General features: G+C 31.9%; 19 protein-coding genes and 1 tRNA gene. 10 read left to right on the top strand and 10 right to left on the bottom strand.

Annotated elements, in window-relative coordinates:
* Positions 1-6: 6 nt before the first annotated feature.
* A complete protein-coding gene (locus tag ACFSSE_RS02165) occupies positions 7-324 on the bottom strand; it encodes a phosphoribosylpyrophosphate synthetase (RefSeq protein WP_379040746.1) in 318 nt (105 codons plus the stop codon).
* A 62-nt stretch (positions 325-386) separates the two neighbouring features.
* Complete coding sequence (locus tag ACFSSE_RS02170; protein ID WP_379040744.1) at positions 387-1,244, bottom strand: hypothetical protein; 858 nt, start codon at positions 1,242-1,244, stop codon at positions 387-389.
* A 292-nt stretch (positions 1,245-1,536) separates the two neighbouring features.
* On the opposite strand from ACFSSE_RS02170, the gene uxaC reads away from it, so the two are divergent.
* A complete protein-coding gene (uxaC, locus tag ACFSSE_RS02175) occupies positions 1,537-2,943 on the top strand; it encodes a glucuronate isomerase (RefSeq protein WP_379040743.1) in 1,407 nt (468 codons plus the stop codon).
* A 122-nt stretch (positions 2,944-3,065) separates the two neighbouring features.
* Positions 3,066-4,085 (top strand): sugar kinase, encoded by a 1,020-nt coding sequence (locus tag ACFSSE_RS02180; RefSeq protein WP_379040742.1) that lies wholly within the window; start codon positions 3,066-3,068, stop codon positions 4,083-4,085.
* Positions 4,086-4,137: 52 nt separating this feature from the next.
* Here the strand turns inward: ACFSSE_RS02180 and ACFSSE_RS02185 are convergent, their stop codons facing one another.
* The 4 genes from ACFSSE_RS02185 to ACFSSE_RS02200 all read right to left on the bottom strand — a co-directional run bounded on the left by ACFSSE_RS02185 (position 4,138) and on the right by ACFSSE_RS02200 (position 8,733).
* A complete protein-coding gene (locus tag ACFSSE_RS02185; protein ID WP_379040741.1) occupies positions 4,138-5,385 on the bottom strand; it encodes a PP2C family protein-serine/threonine phosphatase in 1,248 nt (415 codons plus the stop codon).
* Positions 5,386-5,521: 136 nt separating this feature from the next.
* Positions 5,522-6,634, bottom strand: a complete 1,113-nt coding sequence (locus ACFSSE_RS02190; protein ID WP_379040740.1) for an ABC transporter permease — start codon at positions 6,632-6,634, stop codon at positions 5,522-5,524.
* Positions 6,635-6,644: 10 nt separating this feature from the next.
* A complete protein-coding gene (locus tag ACFSSE_RS02195) occupies positions 6,645-7,778 on the bottom strand; it encodes a glycosyltransferase family 2 protein (RefSeq protein WP_379040739.1) in 1,134 nt (377 codons plus the stop codon).
* A complete protein-coding gene (locus ACFSSE_RS02200) occupies positions 7,759-8,733 on the bottom strand; it encodes a lysylphosphatidylglycerol synthase domain-containing protein (RefSeq protein WP_379040738.1) in 975 nt (324 codons plus the stop codon). The genes ACFSSE_RS02195 and ACFSSE_RS02200 overlap by 20 nt, the downstream gene beginning before the upstream one ends.
* 50 nt (positions 8,734-8,783) lie before the next feature.
* On the opposite strand from ACFSSE_RS02200, the gene ruvC reads away from it, so the two are divergent.
* Positions 8,784-9,350 (top strand): crossover junction endodeoxyribonuclease RuvC, encoded by a 567-nt coding sequence (gene ruvC, locus ACFSSE_RS02205; protein WP_379040996.1) that lies wholly within the window; start codon positions 8,784-8,786, stop codon positions 9,348-9,350.
* 1 nt (position 9,351) lies between these two features.
* Here ruvC and ACFSSE_RS02210 read toward each other — a convergent pair whose 3' ends face one another.
* Genes ACFSSE_RS02210 through panC form a run of 3 tightly spaced genes read right to left on the bottom strand, consistent with a single transcriptional unit; the run spans position 9,352 to position 11,546 of the window.
* The gene (locus ACFSSE_RS02210) at positions 9,352-10,323 is read right to left on the bottom strand and encodes a lysylphosphatidylglycerol synthase transmembrane domain-containing protein (RefSeq protein WP_379040736.1); all 972 of its coding nucleotides are present in this window, start codon (positions 10,321-10,323) and stop codon (positions 9,352-9,354) included.
* A 4-nt stretch (positions 10,324-10,327) separates the two neighbouring features.
* The gene (gene panD, locus ACFSSE_RS02215; protein WP_379040735.1) at positions 10,328-10,678 is read right to left on the bottom strand and encodes an aspartate 1-decarboxylase; all 351 of its coding nucleotides are present in this window, start codon (positions 10,676-10,678) and stop codon (positions 10,328-10,330) included.
* Positions 10,679-10,712: 34 nt separating this feature from the next.
* Positions 10,713-11,546, bottom strand: coding sequence for a pantoate--beta-alanine ligase (panC, locus tag ACFSSE_RS02220; protein ID WP_379040733.1), 834 nt, complete (start codon positions 11,544-11,546; stop codon positions 10,713-10,715).
* Positions 11,547-11,693: 147 nt separating this feature from the next.
* Between panC and ACFSSE_RS02225 the strand changes: the two genes are divergently transcribed.
* The 4 genes from ACFSSE_RS02225 to ACFSSE_RS02240 all read left to right on the top strand — a co-directional run bounded on the left by ACFSSE_RS02225 (position 11,694) and on the right by ACFSSE_RS02240 (position 16,840).
* Complete coding sequence (locus ACFSSE_RS02225) at positions 11,694-12,518, top strand: glycogen/starch synthase (protein WP_379040732.1); 825 nt, start codon at positions 11,694-11,696, stop codon at positions 12,516-12,518.
* A gap of 21 nt (positions 12,519-12,539) precedes the next feature.
* Positions 12,540-13,925 (top strand): DUF4270 domain-containing protein, encoded by a 1,386-nt coding sequence (locus ACFSSE_RS02230; protein ID WP_379040731.1) that lies wholly within the window; start codon positions 12,540-12,542, stop codon positions 13,923-13,925.
* Between the two features lie 71 nt (positions 13,926-13,996).
* Positions 13,997-15,838 (top strand): glutamine--fructose-6-phosphate transaminase (isomerizing), encoded by a 1,842-nt coding sequence (gene glmS, locus ACFSSE_RS02235; protein WP_379040730.1) that lies wholly within the window; start codon positions 13,997-13,999, stop codon positions 15,836-15,838.
* Between the two features lie 72 nt (positions 15,839-15,910).
* Positions 15,911-16,840, top strand: coding sequence for a hydrogen peroxide-inducible genes activator (locus tag ACFSSE_RS02240; RefSeq protein WP_379040729.1), 930 nt, complete (start codon positions 15,911-15,913; stop codon positions 16,838-16,840).
* A 1-nt stretch (position 16,841) separates the two neighbouring features.
* Here ACFSSE_RS02240 and ACFSSE_RS02245 read toward each other — a convergent pair whose 3' ends face one another.
* Positions 16,842-17,735 carry a S66 peptidase family protein gene (locus ACFSSE_RS02245; protein WP_379040728.1) on the bottom strand — a complete coding sequence of 298 codons (894 nt, stop codon included), beginning with the start codon at positions 17,733-17,735 and terminating at the stop codon, positions 16,842-16,844.
* Positions 17,736-17,836: 101 nt separating this feature from the next.
* Here ACFSSE_RS02245 and metG point away from each other — a divergent pair, with 101 nt between their 5' ends.
* The 3 genes from metG (at position 17,837) to ACFSSE_RS02260 (ending at position 21,700) form a co-directional block, all read left to right on the top strand.
* The gene (gene metG, locus ACFSSE_RS02250) at positions 17,837-19,900 is read left to right on the top strand and encodes a methionine--tRNA ligase (RefSeq protein WP_379040727.1); all 2,064 of its coding nucleotides are present in this window, start codon (positions 17,837-17,839) and stop codon (positions 19,898-19,900) included.
* A 6-nt stretch (positions 19,901-19,906) separates the two neighbouring features.
* Positions 19,907-19,978: transfer RNA gene (locus ACFSSE_RS02255), tRNA-Arg, on the top strand.
* 372 nt (positions 19,979-20,350) lie between these two features.
* On the top strand, positions 20,351-21,700 hold the full coding sequence (locus ACFSSE_RS02260; RefSeq protein WP_379040726.1) for a tetratricopeptide repeat protein: 1,350 nt from the start codon (positions 20,351-20,353) through the stop codon (positions 21,698-21,700).
* The last annotated feature ends 15 nt before the right edge of the window (positions 21,701-21,715 follow it).

The raw sequence follows: 21,715 nt of genomic DNA on the forward strand, positions 1-21,715 counted from the left end.
AAGTGGTTACTCCTCAACCACCTCAATATTACTCATAAATTCAGTTTTATCTGCATCGGCATACATTCCATAAGCGTCAACTACTAAACCTTTAGTGCCGTCATTACCTTCAATAGCATAAAGTATAGAACTATCTTCTGGGTCTGTAATTCCTTCAAACCTATGAATTTCAACAATTCTTAAATCTTTACTATCATATTTTCCAGCTTCAGAAGAGCAACATAATAGCCCATCTTTAAAATCGAAATCGTAGGTAAAACCTTTTTCTTTTAATACATTCATCGCTTGTGACAGCGTTTCGTAGCTTCCGTGTGGCAGTTTCATAATTTATAGTTTTATAATAAAAGCTATAAAACAAAATTCATACCTAATTAAAATAGTTTTGTCTATTCAGGCATATACAAATCAATAATAATGTTCCATTTCATGTTTTCATCTGCTCTCCAAACCCTAACATAATTATATTTTTTTAAACCAATACTTGCTTTACCGTTAGTATAAGCTAAATCTCCGCTAATGGCCCGGTCACTGAAATTAGGATTAGAAACAATTTGTTGATTTTTTTTATCAATAAAATTAATAGCTTCTTGTTTGCTAATTAGCGGCAGGCTTTCTGGAAAGTACAGTCTAACATCATCTGCATAAAATTCATTAAAATGTTTATTCCCCGAACCTTTTAAGGCTTTGCCAAAAAGTAAATCGGTGCTGAAAATAATATCTTCCCGCATTTTAATTTTTTTAGGGCCAATTAACTTAGGGTATTTATAATTTGGCGGGTCTATAAATTTATTTTCAATATCAGCAATTTGTTTAGGATGTTTAATATTAGCATCAAGTTCTAATTCCCAAGTTTTATTGGTGCTTGCTTTCCATATACTCAAATAATGGCCATACATGGTATTATTTTCAGTTGTAATTTCTATTAAACCACTTGTAAATCCAAAATATCCATCTTTAGAAATCATCGCATAATTTGGGATTTTAGTCAAATTGATTTCTTCTGGGTTGGTTTGGTTGTAGTAATTTTTAATATTAACAGCATTTGGTTTAAAAATAACACCTTTATTAGCAGCTATTTCAATGTATGCTTTATTTAATCCTTTCTTTTTGACTAGTGCTGTAAAATGTTCTTCAATTTGTACTAAAGATTTAACAGTGCCATTGGTTTTTTGAGCCTTTGCTGCTTTAACAAAAGTTAATAACAATAAAATCATAAGGACTTTAGAAACGCAAAAATGGCTCATATTTATTTTTTTTAATCTCATAGATTTATTAAACTTATTCCAGTATAATATATTTCAGGTAATATCTAATTTTTTTTCATAAAATTAATTAGAATATTATTTGAAATGGGGTTTTACAAACATTTACCGGTAACGATTGCATAAATAAATTAGGATATTTGATTCATTATTAACCAAATTTAGCTAAAATTGTTAATTAGCTTTTTTTGATAACCATTAAACAGCTTATTATAAACCGAAATATTATTCCTAATAGCATATAAATCTAACAGAAATAAAAAACTTTATATTAATGACAAACGGAAACGTAATTCCAGAAGATTTTTTACTTAATTCTGAGAGCGCAAGAATTCTTTACCATAACTATGCTAAAGATTTACCAATTATTGATTACCACAACCATTTGCCCCCAAATGAAATTGCCGAAGCAAAAAACTTCAGTAATATGTCTGAAATTTGGTTAAAAGGCGACCATTACAAATGGAGGGCAATGCGTACTTTAGGTGTAAATGAACGCCTTATTACTGGCGATGCAAGTGACGAAGAGAAATTTATGGCTTGGGCAAAAATTGTTCCGGCTACTGTTAGAAACCCACTTTTTCATTGGAGCCACATGGAACTTAAAAAACCATTTGGTATAAACCAGTTTTTGAATGAAAATTCTGCTAAAGAAATTTATGCACATGGTAACCAATTATTAGCCACAAAAGAATTTTCTACACAGGGTTTATTAAAACAATTTAATGTTAAAATGGTGGGTACAACAGATGATCCTACTGATTCTTTAGAACACCACAAAGCTTTGATTGATCAAAATTTTGAGATTAAAGTTAAACCATCTTTTCGCCCAGATAAATCATTGATAATAAACGATGCAGCAACTTATAGGGCTTACGTTAAAAAGCTTTCAGCAGTTTCTGGTATAGAAATTACCGATGTAGAATCATTAGTTGCAGCATTAAGAAATAGGATTGAGTTTTTTGCAGCACATGGTGCTTCTATTTCTGATCATGGTTTAAACCAAATACCTTCTAAAGTAACTTTAACTGATGCTCAAAAAACGGAGTATAGTAAATTTTTGAAAGGAGAAAGCGATAACTATTCTGATACAGATGCTTTTGCAGGATATGTTTTAACAGCCTTAGCTAAAATTTATCATGAAAAAGGTTGGGTACAACAATTTCATTTGGGTGCAATTAGAAATAACAACCATGGCATGATGCGTAAAATTGGACCTGATACTGGGTTTGATTCTATTGGTGATTATTCTCAAGCTCAAAATTTATCAAACTTTTTAGGGAACTTAAGTTTGGATGATCAATTAGCTAAAACCATTATTTATAACCTTAACCCAGCAGACAACGATGTTTTTGCAACCATGACAAGTAATTTTGCCGATGGTAAAACAAAAGGAAAAGTACAGTTTGGTTCTGGATGGTGGTTTTTAGACCAGAAAGACGGAATGGAAAAACAGCTAACATCACTTTCAAATATGGGCGTTTTAAGCACTTTTGTTGGGATGCTAACAGATTCGCGTAGTTTTCTTTCTTACCCTCGCCATGAGTATTTTAGAAGAATTCTTTGTAATCTTTTAGGTAGCGAAATGGAAAATGGGCAAATCCCTAACGATGAAGTATGGATTGGTAATATTGTGAAAGATATTTGCTATTATAACGCAAAAGAATATTTCAATCTATAGTCAGTAAAGTTTTTAAGGTTATAAATAGGCATTTCCAATTTATTAGGAATGCCTATTTTTTTAAACTAAAATAAAACTTATATTGGTTAACCAATTTAATCGAAACTGAAAAAGCTAAATTCATGAAAAAAGTACTTTGTTTTGGCGAACTTTTATTAAGAGTTTCTCCCTCACCAGCAGATGATAGTTTATCTGAGAAAAACCCTTTTACATTATATATGGGCGGTGCGGAGGCTAACACAGCAACAGCATTAGCTGGATGGAATGTACCAGTAAAATATTGTACTGTTTTGCCAGATAATTTTATGACAAGGCATGTGATAGATTATTTAGAATTTCAAGGCATTTTCACATCGTCTATATTGTTTGGGGGAAATAGGATAGGGGTTTATTATTTAGAACGTGGTGCCGATTTAAAAGGCAGTATGGTTTACGATAGAGATCACTCGTCTTTTTCGGAACTAAAACGCGGAATGATTGATTGGGATAAAGTTTTACGAGATGTTTCTTGGTTTAATTTTACAGCAATTAGTCCAGCATTAAATGAAAGGGTTGCAGATGTTTGTTTAGAAGCCATAGAAGCAGCATCAAAAAAGGGAATAACAATTTCTTGCGATTTAAACTATCGCTCTCGTTTATGGAAATATGGTAAAGAACCTGTAGAAATAATGCCAAAATTAATTGAGCATTGTGATGTGGTAATGGGCAATATTTGGTCGGCAAATAGTTTGTTAGGAACAACTATTGATGAAAATATCCATTTCAAAGGCAAAAGAGAAGATTATTTTGCTCATGCCGAGTTAACTTCAAAAGAAATCATCCAAAAGTTTCCGAAAGTAAAAAGTGTAGCCAATACATTTAGGTTTGATAGCGATGCTAACGAGTTAAAATACTTTACCAGTTTATATACCAATAATCAATCTTTTAATTCGGCAGAGTTTAAATGCGAAGGTGTGGTGGACCGTTCAGGAAGTGGGGATTGTTTTATGGCTGGTTTAATTTACGGCTTTTACAATCATCATCAGCCTCAAGATATTATCAATTATGCAGCAGCAGCAGCTTTTGGTAAATTACAAGAACAAGGTGATGCTACGGGGCAAGATATTTTAACTGTTAAAAAGGGAAGTAAAGAAAATAAATAGTTTTGTTTTTTCGAATTACACTTTCGAGTGCCTCTTTTTTGATTAGCTTTTTTTAATGTATTTTAAGAGATAATATGGTAATGTCATCCGTAGCTTCACTATAGTCTCTTAAAACATCCATTTTACTAATAAGTTCTAAATGTAGTTGTTTAAGATCTTTGTCTTTATTTTTTAGTAAAAAATCTACTAAATCTTCCTCGCTTATAGATTGTTCTTCTTCACCATCAAACTCAATTATACCATCCGTATAATTAAAAATTATAGCACCTTGCTCTAACTTTAAAACTCCTTCATTAACAAAAGGTAACTCCTCAAAAGCACCAATCATAGTGGTACCCGTTTTAAGCAATTCAACTTTATCATTTTGTATCACTAAAGACGCATTATGACCGGCATTAACATATTTAACCATTCTGGTTTTATCGTTGTAAATGCCTAAAAACAAGGTAATAAATCTATCTCCTTTGGTGTTATTAAAAACGATACTGTTTAGTTTTTCTATAAGTATGGTTAGTGGTGTGTTTAAAGACACCAATGCTCTTAAACTGGCTTGGAAATTAGCCATTATTAAAGCGGCAGAAATTCCTTTACCAGATACATCAGCCACGCACCATAGAAACTCATCTGAGTTAATTTGTATAAAATCAAAAAAATCGCCTCCAATACTTTGGTGCGGGCGATAAATGGATTCTACGTCTAAAAATATATTTTTCGGTAAATTTTGTGGAATAAGCATGGTTTGCACTTGCTGTGCAAGTTCAACCTCCCTTTGTAAACGCTCTCTGTGTAAACGCTCTTTAAAAAGTTTTTTATTCTCAAACGCAACAATAATTACGTTTATTAATGTTTGAATATAATCTACACTATTATCAAGTAATTTCTCGTCATTTTCAAACTTGCCTACCAATACAAAAGCCAATGCCTCATCTTTATGGTGTACCGGAATAAAATAATCAAAAGAGTTAATAATTGGGTTTTGGTGATTGGTGATATTGACCGGGATTTTTAAAGGAAGTAATTCATTTGCAATAAATTGTAAATCTTCAAAAGATTCTAACTCTCCACCAAAGTTAGAAACGCAATGAAATTCCTCTATATTAAGTAGCAGTAATCTAAACTTTTTAACCTTTAAATTATTCCGCATAATCATCTCAAGCATTTCTACCAACGTCTGGCTAGGGACATTGCTATTAATAGCTCGGGTAATCTCTAGTAAGGCATTTAATTCAGCTTGTCGCTTTAATAAAAGCTCTACTATATCAATCTGTGCATCAGATTCTGATGAACCATGCTTTTGCATTATTGTTATTATAGTGTGTGATTATAAATTAAATGTACTGAATTAGATACAAACCATCAAAAAACATTTGAATTTTATTTGTTAAAATTCGTTTGCATAAATGATTGGTATATAAGTTGAAATTATTGCCTTTAACTTAAACATCGGTACTCTCCGATTTTAAATCAAACAAATCCCTGAGGCCTATAGTAACCAAGTTAAACGCATAAACCATTAACATAATCATTAAGCCAGGTATAATGGCTAAAAAAGCAGCATCAATAATAATGTAGCCGTAATGTTCTTTTATCATGCCGCCCCAAGTTGGCATTGGTGGCTGTGCTCCAAAGCCCAAAAAACTTAAACCAGCTTCTAATAAAATAGCAGAAGCAAAATTTGAAGAGGCAACTACCAAAATTGGCCCTATAATATTGGGTAAAATATGCACATAAATGATTCTTAAATTACTGTAACCTAAAGATTTTGCAGCTTCTATAAATTGGGCGTTTTTAAACGATAAGACTTGGCCCCGTACTAACCTTGCCACTTCTACCCACATAGATAAACCAACAGCAATAAACACTTGCCAAAAACCTTTTCCTAAAGCAAATGAAATAGCAATAACTAATAATAAAGAAGGTAAAGACCACACAACATTCATAAACCAACTGATAACGGCATCAACTTTACCGCCAAAATAGCCTGCACTTGCACCTAATGATAAACCTAAAATAAGGCTAATTACAACAGCCATAAACCCAACCATAAGCGATATTCTTGCGCCAATAATAATTCGGCTCAGCAAATCTCTACCATATATATCAGTACCAAGCCAATAGGTTTTGGTTACAATGTTGTTGTTCTGAATGCTTTCGATGCTTTGATTGTCAAATAAATTGATTTTCAAATGTTTCCATTCACCTTTTTCGCCAGCACCTAAATATTCTTTGTAATTTAAAAATTGCTTATCGAAGTTGTAAGTAGAGATTGGTACATAATCAAAACCTGATGGCTGTCCAAAAAACATTTTATAAAAAAAACTAACCTCAGTAGGTTTTGGGTGCTTTGGTGTTTTAATAAATGTAAAAGATGACCCAGGTTTCTCAATATTTATTTGAAGATTCATCTGATTAGCCATAGGGCTATCATCGGGTGTGATAGTATATCCTAAAAATGATAATAAAACTATCAAAACAATAAAAGAAAATCCTAATAAAGAAAACTTATTCTTTATAAACTTATGCCATGTTTTGTTGTTGTTTTTATTCAATTTGGCTGTATTATTTTACCATTCTACCTTTCCAACTATATTTGCCAGAATTGCCTATTATGCCAATATAGATTAAATATATTGGATGTAGAAAAGTTGTAAATGTGAGTATAAAAAGTAAGTTTTTTCTGTTTGCAAAGGAAGTAAGTAGTTCTAAAAAAAACATTTCGGCGGTAAATTTTATAGCAAATTGTATCACTACCAATTTTAAAAAATCGGTGTAAAAAAAGGCTAAGAAAAAGTTTAAAGCAAGCGAAATATTAAATAGCCACATAGCAATAGCTAAAGCAATTATTTTTTTGTTTTTATATTTCACGCTCTTACTTGCCCACCTTTTTCTTTGCGAAATAAATTCTTTAAGATTTGGCTTTGCATGTGTATAAACAATTGCATCTTTTGCTTTACAAAAGCCAACTGTACCTGGGTAGGTTGATGCAACCTTATGTAAAAAAAGTTCATCATCTCCAGACGCTAAATCATCTATACCTTTAAAACCTCCTAAAGCTAAAAATACTTCTTTTTTATAAGCCAAGTTAGCACCATTACAGGTTGATGGCATATTATGACCTATCCCTGCCGCTCCAAAACCAATGAGATACAAAAATTCTAAGGTTTGCATTCTTTCAAACAATGATTTTTCTTCAAAATATACTACCGGTGAACTAATTAAATTGTATTTTTTTTCTTCGTATAAACTTACAATTTGATGTAGCCAATTTTGCCCCATGCGGCAATCTGCATCTGTTGCAACCATTAACTCGCCATTGGCTAAATCAATGGCTTTTGCAATAGCTTTCTTTTTGTAAGAATTTAAAGCTTGGCTTTCGTTAAGCACAATTAATTTAACGCCCATATTTGCATAGCTACTAATCACTTGCGAAGTGCCATCTGTTGAATGGTCATCAACAATTATTAGTTCAAAAAGTTCTTTAGGGTAGTTTTGAGCTAAAATATCTTCAATGGTAAGATGAATTTTTTCTGCTTCATTTCTTGCCGCTATTAATACAGAAACTTTTGTTACACAAGGATTAACCTTAGCCGAAAAAGATGGGATTTTTTGCCATCCAGTTCTTAATATAAGTACCAAAATGGCATATAAAAAAGTGAGTGCTAATGATAAGCAACTAATTATTACGGTAGTCAAAGAATTTTAATTTAAAAACGAAAAATGAACCCAATATTGCTGGGATAATTAAATTTACAAGCCAAATTAACGCAATTGCAGCCATAATTGCTACCTCATGTGTTGTAATGGTTTTAAAAAAGTAGGTTGCAGTTAAACTGCGTACCCCAACATCCAACAAATCTAATGATGGTAAAGCTGATTGTATAAAGAATAATATAAAAACCATTAAAGCAGATTGATATATTGGAATTTCAGGTAACAATAAATAAATAATTAAAATGTACTGTGTTGTAAAAACAGCAAATCTTGCCAAACTATATAGCATTACCTTAATTAATTCTTTACTGTGATACCTATTTAAAACAGATAAAAAACGTTTATATTTTTTTAAAAATTTAATGCTTTTTAGTGACTTTTCTATCCATCTAATGTTGAAGTAAAAAAGGATGAAGAAACTACAAAAAACGAAGGTTAAGAAACATATTGCTACAAAAATTAAATCGTCTATTGGTTTAAAATTATAAATAAACCACATTAACGCTGTTGCACCTACAACATTGGTAATTACCATTTGTGCAATGTGTCCAACACTCATAGCTACAGCTCCCTGTATTCTTTTACGAGGAGAAAGAAAAAAAATACGTCCTCCGTACTCTCCAATTCTATTTGGTGTAAACACCGCCCAAGTTAAGCCACAAAAAACAGACTCAATGGCTTTATACAAACTAATTTGCTCAACTTTACTAATCAAAAACTTCCACTTAATGCTTTCTATTAGCCAGTTAACAAACATTAAAGCTAATATTAAAAAAACTGTAATGTAAACGCTAATACTAGGCAATCCTTTAATAAGGTTAGAAAAATTTGTTAAATTTTCATGATTGTTTAATTTCTTGAAAATGTAAAAAGCAGCCAAGCAGATAATAATTATCTTTAAAGTATAGCTAAGTATTTTTTTTTGCTTTGTAGTCAACCGGAATTTGAATATTTACAATGTTAAGAATTTACCTTAATATTGCTACCATGTTAATAGAAAAATCCAAAGAACGTATAATTTTGGGGATAGACCCAGGTACTGTTGTAATGGGTTATGGTTTGATTAAAGAAACCGGTAATAAAATTGAATTAATAAGTTTAGGGGTGGTTAAAATGAATCATCTAGATGATCATTTTTTAAAACTTCAGCGCATTTTTGAAAGAACAACTAGCTTAATAGAGCAGTACAACCCAGATTGCATTGCTTTAGAAGCCCCTTTTTACGGAAAAAATATACAAGTAATGTTGAAACTAGGCAGGGCGCAAGGTGTAGCAATGGCAGCAGGCTTGGCAAAAGGTTTACCAATTTTTGAATATTCGCCAAAAAAGATAAAACAATCTATTACAGGTAATGGTAACGCAACAAAAGAGCAACTTGCAGCAATGCTTAAGCAGTTATTGAAATTTACAGAAACACCCGAATTTTTAGATGCAACAGATGGGTTAGGAGTAGCGGTTTGCCATTCTTTTCAAAAAATTAGTACTGCCGGTAAAGGCAAAAGCTACAGCGGTTGGGAAGCTTTTGCAAAAGATAATACAAAAAGAGTAAAATAAATTATTGCTTCTTTCCAATTTTAGGCATCAACGCTAAAAAACCTAACACCACAACAGTTATAGTTTGTGATGCATGCAAAATAGTAGCATACACCAATGCTGCTGTACCACCAATTCCCAGTAAAACTAAACATTGTGAAACCATAAAATGATAAGCCCCAATACCACCTTGTATGGGGGCTATCATACCAAAACTACCGGCTACTAAAGTTAAAATAGATGTTGAGAAATCTAGATTTGAAGTTTCTTTGAGCATCATAAATCCTAAATAAGTTGCTAATAGGTAAAAAAACCAAATCAGAAAAGTGTACAGCATAAATAATTTAGGCTGTTTAATGTCTTTAACTGATAATAATCCATCTTTCAATTTCATTAATAATCCAATAATTTTTAAAAAAAATGGATTTTTAGCTTTTGAAAGTTTAAGAAAAAGGAAAATAAATAAGGTAAAACAGATTGACAATAAGATAAGCAGCGGTAAATTATTATTTAAGATAAGGGCAAAATTTATAGGTTTTAAAAAGCTTGAAATTATATCAGCATAAAGAAATATTGATATGAAAACAATCAGGATCAGCATTAAAAGGTCAAAAATGCGTTCGGCTATTACACTTCCAATTAATGAAACGGTATTCATTTTTTCCTTCTTAGCTAAAAATGCACATCTGGCTAATTCACCTGCTCTTGGTAATGCCAAATTAACCAAATAGCCTACCATTAACGCGTTAAATACTTGAATAAATTTTGGTTTACGATATTCTAATGGAGTAATCATCAATTGCCATCTCAACGTTCTGAAAATATTGGCTATAGTAACAGCAATTGTAGATATTAAAACCCAAAATATGCTTACGCTTTTTAAATCTTGTATAAAAGCTGGGGTATAATATGCTTTAAATAGGTAATATATAATAGCTATCCCTGCTAATAAAAAAAGGAGATATTTAAAAGCAGGTAATAGTTTTTTTTTCAATAGTTTACTTAATAAGTTTGTTGTTCTCGTCTGGAAAAACTAAAATAGGTTGATATTTTTTAGCTTCTTCAAATTCTAAATGTGCATAGGTAACTATAATAACTATATCACCTATTTGAGCCAACCTAGCGCAGGAGCCATTTAAACATATGGTGCCTGTACCTCTTTCTCCTTTAATGATGTAAGTTTCAAACCTTGCGCCATTATTATTATTAACCACCTGCACTTTTTCGTTAGGAATCATGTTTGCAGCGTCTAACAAATCCTCGTCAATAGTAATGCTACCTACATAATTAAGTTCAGACTGGGTAACTTTTACCCTATGAATTTTAGATTTTAAAACTTCTATAACCATACCGCAAATTTAAAAATAGAATTTAGAAACATTGTTAATCAAGCATCATATTATCAATAAGTCTAGTATTGCCCACAGTACAAGCTACTAAAGCTATTGCATTTTTTTTGTTACTTAGTGGTTTTAAACCATCATTACTTACAATCTCAAAATATTCCAAATTTAGTAAACTATTGTTAGTATAAAATTTAAGTGCTTTTTCTTTTAAATCTGCAATTGGCATTACTGTATAATTTTTCTTTGTAAAATATAAAGATTTAGATATTTGTAAAGCAGCTATTCTTTCAGTAGGGCTAAGCCTAATGTTTCTAGAACTCATTGCTAAGCCATCAGTTTCTCTAATTATTGGGCAAGCGTAAAGCTTAATTCCTAAATTAAAGTCTTCAGTCATTTTTTTTATTACTAAAAACTGCTGATAATCTTTTTGTCCAAAAAATGCCAAATCAGGTTTAACCAAATTAAATAATTTATAAACAATTTGTGTAACGCCTTTATAATGTCCAGGTCTAAAGTAACCTTCTAAAACAGTATTAAGCTCTCCTACCTCATAATCCCAAACCTCAGGATCATCATACATTTCACGTGTTTCTGGGTTAAAAAGAATATCGCAACCAGCCGCCTCTAATATTTTTTGGTCTTGGTTAATAGGTTTGGGATATTTTAATAAATCATCAACATTATTAAACTGTGTAGGGTTTACAAAAATTGTAGCTATGGTAATATCACAATGTTTTTTTGATACCTCAATTAATGAAACATGACCTTGGTGTAAAGCCCCCATAGTTGGTACAAGTCCAATTTTTACATTTCCTTTTTTTAAGGATTGTAAATAATTCTTCAGGCTATCTTTGGTTTTAAAGCTTTTCAAAAAAATAAATTTAAGGGGGCAAATGTGAGTATTTAGTTCCTAATATGCAATGGGCATTTACGTAAAAGATTGTAATTGTGCAAGATTATTGTTATATTTGCACTTTAAAAAAAAACTTCTTAACAAAAACTTATCAAAGATTAGGAGATGGGAAAAACCAAGCTTTTGTTTATCACACATGAAATGTCGCCATTTCTAGATTTAACAAGTATTTCAAAGATTACCAGAAATTTACCTCAAGCAATGCAAGAAAAAGGATTCGAAATAAGGATCTTAATGCCTCGTTTTGGTAACATTAACGAAAGAAGAAACAGACTTCATGAAGTTATACGTTTATCTGGTATGAATATCATCATAGGAGAAAATGATAATCCTTTAATTATTAAGGTTGCTTCAATTCCTTCTGCTAGAATGCAAGTTTACTTCTTAGATAACGAAGATTACTTCCACAGAAAACATGTTTTTAATGATGCAAAAGGCAAATTTTATGCAGACAATGATGAGCGTACAATTTTCTTTTGTAAAGGTGCTTTAGAAACAGTTAAGAAATTAGGTTGGGCTCCAGATATTGTTCATTGTCATGGATGGATGAGTGCATTAGTTCCTGCTTATTTAAAAACAAATTACAAAGACGATCCTACTTTTAAAGATTGTAAAGTTGTATATTCTGTTTATGATACAACATTTACGAGTTCTTTAGGAGATGCTTTTGCTAAAAAAGCTGTTATGAAAGGCATGGATGTTAAGGATACCGAAGATTATGCTGATGCAACCCATACAGGTTTAAATAAAGCAGCTATTCAATATTCAGATGCTGTTGTAATAGGCGACGAAAATGTGGACGAAGATTTGTTAAACTTTGTTAAAAAGGCAGATAAAACCGTTTTAGAGTACTCTGCTACTTCAGATATGGAAAATTATTACAATTTTTACCAAGAAATTGCTGCTGATGTATTAGTATCTGTTGCATAATAAAAATTTTCAATAAAATATATGAGATTTAAAAAATCAGACTTATTAACCTTGTTAGTAAGTCTTTTTGTTTTTGCGGGTTGTGAAAATCCATCAGGTGTAGGTTTAGATCTTGATCCTAATTTTTCACTAAATAGCGCTGTTGTTGATACTACTACATTAATAACAAAACTACAGAAGCAAGATAGTGTAATGGGCAACTTTACGGATAGAAGTGTTTTAGGTTATTTTAATGACCCTATTTTTGGCAAAACAACCGCAAGTATGGCATTAGGTATAATCATGCCTTCAGTAAATTATACTTTTGGTACGGCACCAACATTAGATTCGGCTGTTTTAGTTTTGCCTTATGCAGATTTTTATGGCGATAGTGTTGGTACAAGTTACACTATTGAAGTAAGGCAGTTAAATGAGTTAATTTATAATGTAAATCCAAGAACTTATTATGCTAATAAACAATGGCAAGTAAACTCTACTCTGTTAGCCACTAAAACAATTAGTGCGGCTTATAGAGATAGCATCACTTTGCAAGATATTGTTGTTGGTAAAAGAGATACTATAAAAAGAGTGCCTGGACAGTTAAGAATTAAGTTAGACCCCAATTTTATTATCAATAATATTATAGGTTTAGATTCTTTAAGTAAGATATCAAACACCGCATTTAATAATATTTTTAAAGGTCTGTACATTTCTGTAAATAAAACCACAATAACAAACAGAGGTGGTTTGTTTTCATTTGATACATTTACAAATGGTGCCTCTAGATTAGATGTTTTCTATAAAAAAAATAGTACAACTAGTGGTAGAGATACATTAGTAAATACTTTTGCTGTTAACGGTGGTTCTGGTTATGCAGCAACAGAATTAAACTGGGATTTAACAGGCACAGCGGTTCAAACCGAGCTGCAATCTACGAATAGAAGTAACGATTTGTTGTATTTTAGCGGATTAGGAGGTACACAGGTTAAGGTTGAGTTTCCAAATTTAGCTAAATTAAAAGCTTTAGCTACTAATTTAACTATTAACAGAGCCGAATTAATTTTCACCGTTAAAAACGGAACAGAAATACCTTATGGTCCAATAGCAGGATTAAGAGTATATAGATGGGATATTGCAAACAGGCCACAGTTAATAGCTGATGAAACACCGAATGATCCAAGATATATTGGAGCTGGTTTTGTTGGAGGTTTTTATAGCCCCACCACAAAAAGCTATTCAGTTAATGTAACAGGGTACATACAAGATTTGTTAAGAGGCAGAACAGTTAATTACGGTACATTTATAAGTCCTTCAGATATCACTAGACCAGGTTCTGTATTTAACACTTTAAGAAGATCTGTTGTGGGTGGTGCTACAAACCCCGATTATAAAGTGAAACTTAAAATATTTTACACAGACCAAAAGTAAATCATAGGTTTTTACATTAATGAAACTATATTTTGTAGATTTGCCACCGTCTTCAAAATATAGTTTTTTTTATGTGTGGAATAGTTGGTTATATAGGCTTTAGAGAGGCCTATCCCATTGTTATTAAAGGTTTACAACGTTTAGAATACCGCGGTTATGACAGCGCTGGTGTTGCTTTGTTAGATCATTCTTCAAAATTAAATATTTACAAAAAGGCTGGTAAAGTAGCCGAATTAGAAAATTTTGTAATCGGGAAAGATTCTTCTGGATCTATTGGTATGGGACATACTCGTTGGGCTACCCACGGTGCTCCTTCAGACAGAAACTCCCATCCTCACGAGTCTGGTAACGGTAATTTAGCTATTATTCATAATGGTATCATCGAAAATTATGGCCCTTTAAAAGAGGAGTTAATTAGTAGAGGTCATATTTTTAATAGCGATACCGATACGGAGGTATTGATTCATTTAATTGAAGATATACAAAAAGAGGCCAAAATTGACTTACAACAAGCTGTAAGAGAAGCTTTGAAAGAAGTTGTTGGTGCTTACGCGATAGTTATCATGAGTAAAGAAGACCCGGAAATGCTGATAGCAGCAAGAAAGGGAAGTCCATTAGTTATTGGTGTGGGCGAAAAAGAATACTTTATAGCTTCTGATGCTACCCCAATTGTAGAATACACTAAAAATGTAATCTACTTAAATGATAATGAAATTGCTTACTTAAAAACCAATGAGCTCACTATTAGAACCATTGATAATACAGTAAAGACACCTTACGTACAACAACTAGAAATTAAACTAGAAATGTTAGAAAAAGGCGGTTATGAGCATTTTATGTTAAAAGAAATTTACGAGCAACCAAGATCTATAAACGATTGTATGCGTGGTCGTATTTATCCTTTAGAAGGTAAAATTCAATTAGGTGGTATTAAAGAGTATGCCGAGAAATTCAAAAACGCCCATAGAATAATTATTGTTGCCTGCGGAACCTCTTGGCATGCAGGTTTAGTTGGAGAGTATTTAATAGAAGAGTATGCAAGAATACCTGTAGAGGTAGAATATGCATCTGAATTTAGATATAGAAACCCAATTATTAGTGAAAATGATATCGTAATTGCTATTTCTCAATCTGGCGAAACTGCAGATACCATGGCCGCAATTGAGATGGCTAAAAGTAAAGGTGCTACAATATTTGGTATCTGTAATGTAGTTGGTGCTTCTATTCCTCGTTTATCAGATGCTGGTATGTACACTCACGCTGGGCCAGAAATTGGTGTTGCATCTACAAAAGCTTTTACTGCACAAGTAACAGCACTTACCTTAATGGCTTTTTACATGGCCGAAGTAAAAGGAACATTACCTAAAACAAAATTAATTGCATTATTGAGTGAGTTAGAGCGCATACCTAGTTTGGTAGAAAAGGCTTTAGAGTCTGATAAACTGATTTTAGAAATAGCAGAAAAATTTAAAGATTCTAGAAACGCATTATTTTTAGGTAGAGGAAGCGGTTTTCCTGTGGCTTTAGAAGGGGCTTTGAAGTTAAAGGAGATTTCTTACATACATGCAGAAGGTTACCCAGCAGCAGAAATGAAACATGGGCCTATTGCTTTAATTGATGAAGAAATGCCTGTTATTGTTATTGCTACTAAAAATTCATCTTACGAAAAGGTAATATCTAACATACAAGAAGTTAAAGCAAGAAAAGGAATAGTTGTAGCTATTGTTACTGAAGGTGATACAGATGTTGTTAAAATGGCTGATTATAGTATTGAAATACCTGCTAGCGATGAGGCTTTTTTGCCACTGTTAGCAACAATTCCATTGCAACTTTTATCCTATCATATTGCCGTTTTAAGAGGTTGTAACGTAGATCAACCCAGAAACTTAGCAAAATCTGTTACAGTAGAATAAAAAAGAGGCTTTCGCCTCTTTTTTATTTATGATAATTTTCTTGAATTTTATAGAATTTATCTATTTTACATCATGACTATAGTTCAATTAGAATATGCTGTAGCTGTAGATACTTACAGAAGTTTTGTAACAGCCGCCGAAAAATGTTTTGTAACGCAACCTACTTTAAGTATGCAAATCCAGAAGTTAGAAGAACTTTTGGGCGTAAAACTGTTTGATAGATCAAGACAACCAATTACACCTACAGAAATTGGTATAGAAGTGATTGAACAAGCTAGAATTTTATTGCAAGAAAGCTACAAGATAAAAGATATTATTGAAGAACGTAAAGGAGAAATTAGTGGCGAACTAAAATTAGGAGTTATACCAACAGTTGCGCCATATTTAATTCCACGGGTAATTGGCGGTTTTTTAGAGAAGTATCCTAAAATAAGACTAGTAGTTTCTGAATTAACTACAGAAACTATAATAAGCCAATTAAAAGTAGGTTTGTTAGATTGTGGCATTTTAGCAACACCGTTAGAAGAGAATTATTTAACAGAAAGACCCATATTTTACGAAAATTTTGTAAGCTATTTATCTAAAAATAGTCCCGCTTATAAAAAGAAAAATATCACCACAAATGATTTAGATGTAGATAATTTATGGCTCTTAAATGAAGGACATTGTATGAGAAATCAAGTGCTTAACATCTGTAAACATACCAAATCAAACCATGTACAATTAGATTATAATACAGGAAGTATAGAAACATTAATTAAAATGGTTGATTTAAATGATGGCATTACCATTTTACCTGAGTTAGCTATTCAAGATTTTTCTGTTAAACAAATGGATAAACTACGTTATTTTAAAAGCCCAGAACCAAGCAGAGAAATAAGCATTGTTACACACAAAAATTTCATCAAAAAAAGAATGATTGATGCACTTGAACAAGAAATTTTAAATAGTATTCCAAAAAGATTAAAAACTAAAAAGAAAAAAGAAATTATTGCAATTTAAATTACAAGTAATAAATTTCCGATTCTTCAGATCCTATTTTCATCTCCACCTGCTTACCAAAAATTAATGCTTTGTTATCAGAAATATGTCCAGCAGGAAAATTAAAACACACTGGGAAATCATACTTTTCAATAACCGTATTTATAATTTCATTTATCGTGTAACCAAAGGATGGTTCGTTATGCTTAATATCTGTAAAGCCACCAACTATCAATCCTTTTAAGTTTTTAAACTTATCTGCTCTGTCTAAAGTTCTAATCATGCGGTCAATTACGTAAGGATATTCGCCTATGTCTTCTATAAATAATATCTTATTGGTATAATCTAAATCATTAACAGCATTTATGCATGCAGTTAATAAAGTTAAGTTGCCACCTATTAATTCACCGCTTGCTGTTCCTAGCTTATTGTCTTTATGGTATTTAAATATGTATTTAAAACTTTCGCCAAATAAAGCCTTTCTTAAAGTTTCTAAACTTTCTTTTGAACTTTCTTTAACGGTTGAAGGCATTTGAGCGTGTAAACTTTGCAAACTCATTGCTTGCAACTGCATGTGAAAAACAGTAATATCGCTAAAACCAATTATCCATTTTGGATTTAAGACTAAAGGAGTCCAATCAATTTTATCAATAATTCTAATGCAGCCATAACCTCCTCTGGCAGCAATGATTGCTTTTATGCTTTCATTATTAATGAAATCTTGCATATCTGCAGCTCGTACATCATCCGTTCCAGAAAACTGATGGTGTACTGCATCAATTGTTTTGCCTAAAACAACTTCTAATCCCCAAGACTCTAACAATTTTATAGCATCCGTAATTGGTGCTTTTAATATTTTAGCAGGACAGGTAATGGCTATTTTATCTCCTTTTTTTAAATATGGGGGTTGGTTCATTTTTTTTAATTAAAGCGCATCTTCTTTTTAATCAATTACACACGCTTTACAATAATATCAATTATCTTCGCAAATTAATAAAACAACAATATAATTTCGCTTTGACTGATAAAAATTATAAAAGATATACCATCACATCTGCTTTGCCTTATGCAAACGGACCATTACATATTGGGCATTTAGCAGGCGCATATTTACCAGCCGATATTTATGTAAGACATTTACGCTTGCAAAAAAAGGATGTTGTTTACGTTTGCGGGTCTGATGAGCATGGTGCAGCTATCACTATTAAAGCAAAAAAAGAAGGCACAACACCACAAGCTATTATTGATCAATATCATGGTCAAATAAAAAAAAGTTTTGAAGATTTTGGGATAGCTTTTGATATTTACCACCGTACATCTTCGCCAATTCACCATGATTTGTCTAAAGAGTTTTTCTTGAATTTATACGAAAAAGATGAGTTTATAGAAAAGTTTTCTGACCAATACTACGATGAAGAATATCAGCAATTTTTAGCTGATAGATATATTATTGGTACTTGCCCAAACTGTGGAAATGATAACGCTTATGGCGACCAATGCGAGAAATGTGGGACTTCGCTTAGCCCAACAGATTTAGTAAATCCTCGTTCAACTTTAAGTGGAAACTTTCCGGTTTTGAAACCTACTAAACATTGGTATTTGCCTTTAGATAAGTATCAGCCTTGGTTAGAAGAATGGCTTTTAGAAGGCAAAAAGGCTATTTGGAAAACTAACGTTTATGGCCAATGTAGTTCTTGGTTAAAGCAAGGTTTACAACCTCGCTCTATGACGCGTGATTTAGACTGGGGTATTGATGTGCCTTTAATGGAAGCTGAAGGAAAGAAACTTTATGTATGGATGGATGCACCAATAGGTTATATTTCTGCAACTAAACAGTGGGCAATTGATCATCATAAAGATTGGCAGCTTTACTGGAAAAAACAAGAAAACGAAGCTGATAATTCCTGTTTAATTCATTTTATTGGGAAAGATAATATAGTTTTTCATTGTATTACATTCCCTTCTATTTTACATGCTCATGGCGATTATATTTTGCCAACCCATGTACCTGCAAATGAGTTTTTAAATTTAGAGGGCGATAAGCTATCTACCTCAAGAAATCATGCGGTTTGGCTGCATGAGTATTTAGAAGAGTTTCCAAGTAAGCAGGATGAATTACGTTATGTTTTGACGTCTATTATGCCCGAAACTAGCGATAGTGAATTTACTTGGAAAGATTACCAAGCTAGAGTGAATAACGAATTGGTTGCCATTTTAGGTAATTTTATTAACCGCGTAATGATTTTAATGCACAAATATTACGACGGTAAAACTTTGGGCGCTCAAACTTTAAAAGATGAAGCTGTTTACAAACAAATTGGCCAAGCTTATGATGATGTTGAAGCTTATTTAAAAGATTTTAAATTTAGAAGTGCTATTGCATCTGTAATGGATGTTGCCCGCTTAGGAAATAGGTATTTAACAGAAAATGAGCCTTGGAAAACTTTTAAAGAAAGCCCAGAAGCCGCCAGAGAAGTTTTACAAAACTGTTTACACATTATAGCACATTTAGCAACACTTTCTCAAGCATTTTTACCTCATTCTTCAAAAAAGATGTTTGGGATGTTGAATTTAGATAGAGAAATTTTAAGTTATGATGAAGAGATTTTCTTTGCTGATGGACATCAATTAAAACCAGCTACTTTATTATTTGAGAAAGTAGAGGATGAGCAGGTGGAAAGACAATTAGCAAAACTAGTGGCTAAAAAAGAAGAGGCATTAGCCAATGTTATAGTTGAAGCTATACCTGCAAAAACAAACGTAACTTTTGATGATTTTGTTGGCTTAGACATACGAACGGGAACAATTTTAAGTGCCCAAAAAGTAGCTAAAACAAAGAAATTGTTGAAATTAACTGTTGATACAGGTATTGACCACCGAACGGTAGTTTCTGGAATTGCAGAATTTTTTGAACCTGAAAGTATTGTAGGTCAGCAGGTAAGTATTTTAATAAACCTTGAACCACGAGAGATTAAAGGAATCTTATCACAAGGAATGATTTTAATGGCTGAAAATTCAGATGGAAAACTTACTTTTGTGGCTCCTAAAGAAAATTTTGCAGCTGGGAGTGTGATTAGGTAAATTAAAGGCCTCGTAGTTCAACGGATAGAATAGAAGTTTCCTAAACTTTAGATATGAGTTCGATTCTCGTCGAGGCCACATTAACAAAAATCAATTGAGAAAAACGGCTATTCTGCATCAGAATAGCCGTTTGTTTTTATGTCCAATATTAAAACAGTAATAGTCCAACACCGTCGTTAATTATTTTATGGTAGTTTTAGCTTAAAAGCCTAGGTTACTACATTAAAAATCATAAAGTTTTTGTATTCAGAATTTCAATTCTATTTAAAATAAAGGATTATCAAATTGAAAAAAATGCTTTATTACAGTTTGTCATAATTATTAATCTTTTAAAGTATAGTGTTGCAACTAAATTTATTATCAAGAAATTAAATTAAATTTATGACTTTTATAAGATATATTTATTGACGCTTTAACTGCTACATCCATAAACTTGAATATCGCACTTAAATGAAACAAATTTTTACGCTACTTTTTGTTCTATTTATAATTATCAATCATTCTAATGGTCAGCATATTGATAATAAACTAGTCATTATCAATAAAGCAACCAAAGAAATTGGCGACCGAGAGTATAAAAAAGCGGCAGCTACTTTAGCTTTGATTGATAGCAATGCCTTTAAAAAGAACGAGTTACATAAAGGTTTTTACTATCAACAGTTGGCTAGATTGGCTTTTTCTGATACTTATGAAGATGAAAAAGCTGTTAACTATTATTTAAAAGCTATTAAAATTTACGAGCTCAATAAATCTTACGAAGATATTGGCATTGCTTACTCTAATTTAGTTGGTATTTTAACTGATTTAAAGGAGTATAAAAAAGCCGAAGCAGCAGTTCAAAAATCTTTGCCTTATGTAAAAAATAATAAGGTGAGGTACGGCAATATGCTAATTAATTACTCCCGGTTAAAACTAGATATGGGCGATTACGCCAAAGCAACTTCCCTAAATTTAGAGGCTATTAAACTATATGAGCAAGCGGGAGATCAAGCTAGACTTTCATCAGGTTATTTCCAAATGGGTATTAGCATGGAATCTTCTAATCAATTTGGTAAAGCGATAGAATATTATCAAAAAGGATTATCGATTAGAAAAGAGTTAAAAGATTCTTTAGGTATGTCTAACATATACAATAATTTAGGCATCATTTATAAAAATCAAAAGCAATATGGTTTGGCTAAACAAAATTACAAAGCAGCTTATGATATTGCCGTAGGGATGAATCGTCCGATTTTAAGTATAAACCCATTGACTAATTTAGCAGTAATTGCCAATAGAGAAAACGACCAAAAACTTGCTATCAAAATTTATGAAGATGCTTTGCAGCTTGCCATAAAATATAATAGAAGTGCTAATATAAAAATCATTGAAAATAATTTAGCGTATATCTATATCAATAATAACGATTTTGAAAAAGCACTCCCCTTTGCTCAAAAAGCTTATGATTACGGTAAACAGAAAGGCTCTTTAGAAGAGAAAATTGCGTTTAGTTCAAACTTAGCAGAAGTTTTAGATGGTTTGGGGAAAACGAAAGAAGCATTTCCTTATATGCGAGATAGTTATGAGATGAGTGATTCTTTACACAGGAAACAAAGTGCTGATGCTATTGCAGAAATGCTAACCAAGTTTGAAACTCAAAAGAAAGAACAACAAATTGTACTTCTAGGTAAGGAGAATAATATCCAAAAACTTACTTTGAATAATCAAGATTTAGTACTCAATCAAAGAGCTTTAGAAAAATTACAAACCGAGATTATAGTATCAATTTACAAAAAACAGAAATTAAGGCTCAAAAGCTAAAAACTAAAGAACAGC

Source organism: Pedobacter alpinus, assembly GCF_042684645.1.
GTDB classification, from domain to species: Bacteria; Bacteroidota; Bacteroidia; order Sphingobacteriales; family Sphingobacteriaceae; genus Pseudopedobacter; species Pseudopedobacter alpinus.

What these genes read in the sequence shown, in the direction of transcription:
- ACFSSE_RS02245 (WP_379040728.1), bottom strand. Translation starts at nt 17,735, where the DNA reads ATGAACCAACCCCCATATTTAAAAAAAGGAGATAAAATAGCCATTACC.
- ACFSSE_RS02170 (WP_379040744.1), bottom strand. Translation starts at nt 1,244, where the DNA reads ATGAGCCATTTTTGCGTTTCTAAAGTCCTTATGATTTTATTGTTATTA.
- ACFSSE_RS02240 (WP_379040729.1), top strand. Translation starts at nt 15,911, where the DNA reads ATGACTATAGTTCAATTAGAATATGCTGTAGCTGTAGATACTTACAGA.
- ACFSSE_RS02230 (WP_379040731.1), top strand. Translation starts at nt 12,540, where the DNA reads ATGAGATTTAAAAAATCAGACTTATTAACCTTGTTAGTAAGTCTTTTT.
- ruvC (WP_379040996.1), top strand. Translation starts at nt 8,784, where the DNA reads ATGTTAATAGAAAAATCCAAAGAACGTATAATTTTGGGGATAGACCCA.
- ACFSSE_RS02260 (WP_379040726.1), top strand. Translation starts at nt 20,351, where the DNA reads ATGAAACAAATTTTTACGCTACTTTTTGTTCTATTTATAATTATCAAT.
- ACFSSE_RS02225 (WP_379040732.1), top strand. Translation starts at nt 11,694, where the DNA reads ATGGGAAAAACCAAGCTTTTGTTTATCACACATGAAATGTCGCCATTT.
- ACFSSE_RS02185 (WP_379040741.1), bottom strand. Translation starts at nt 5,385, where the DNA reads ATGCAAAAGCATGGTTCATCAGAATCTGATGCACAGATTGATATAGTA.
- uxaC (WP_379040743.1), top strand. Translation starts at nt 1,537, where the DNA reads ATGACAAACGGAAACGTAATTCCAGAAGATTTTTTACTTAATTCTGAG.
- ACFSSE_RS02165 (WP_379040746.1), bottom strand. Translation starts at nt 324, where the DNA reads ATGAAACTGCCACACGGAAGCTACGAAACGCTGTCACAAGCGATGAAT.
- glmS (WP_379040730.1), top strand. Translation starts at nt 13,997, where the DNA reads ATGTGTGGAATAGTTGGTTATATAGGCTTTAGAGAGGCCTATCCCATT.
- ACFSSE_RS02180 (WP_379040742.1), top strand. Translation starts at nt 3,066, where the DNA reads ATGAAAAAAGTACTTTGTTTTGGCGAACTTTTATTAAGAGTTTCTCCC.
- panD (WP_379040735.1), bottom strand. Translation starts at nt 10,678, where the DNA reads ATGGTTATAGAAGTTTTAAAATCTAAAATTCATAGGGTAAAAGTTACC.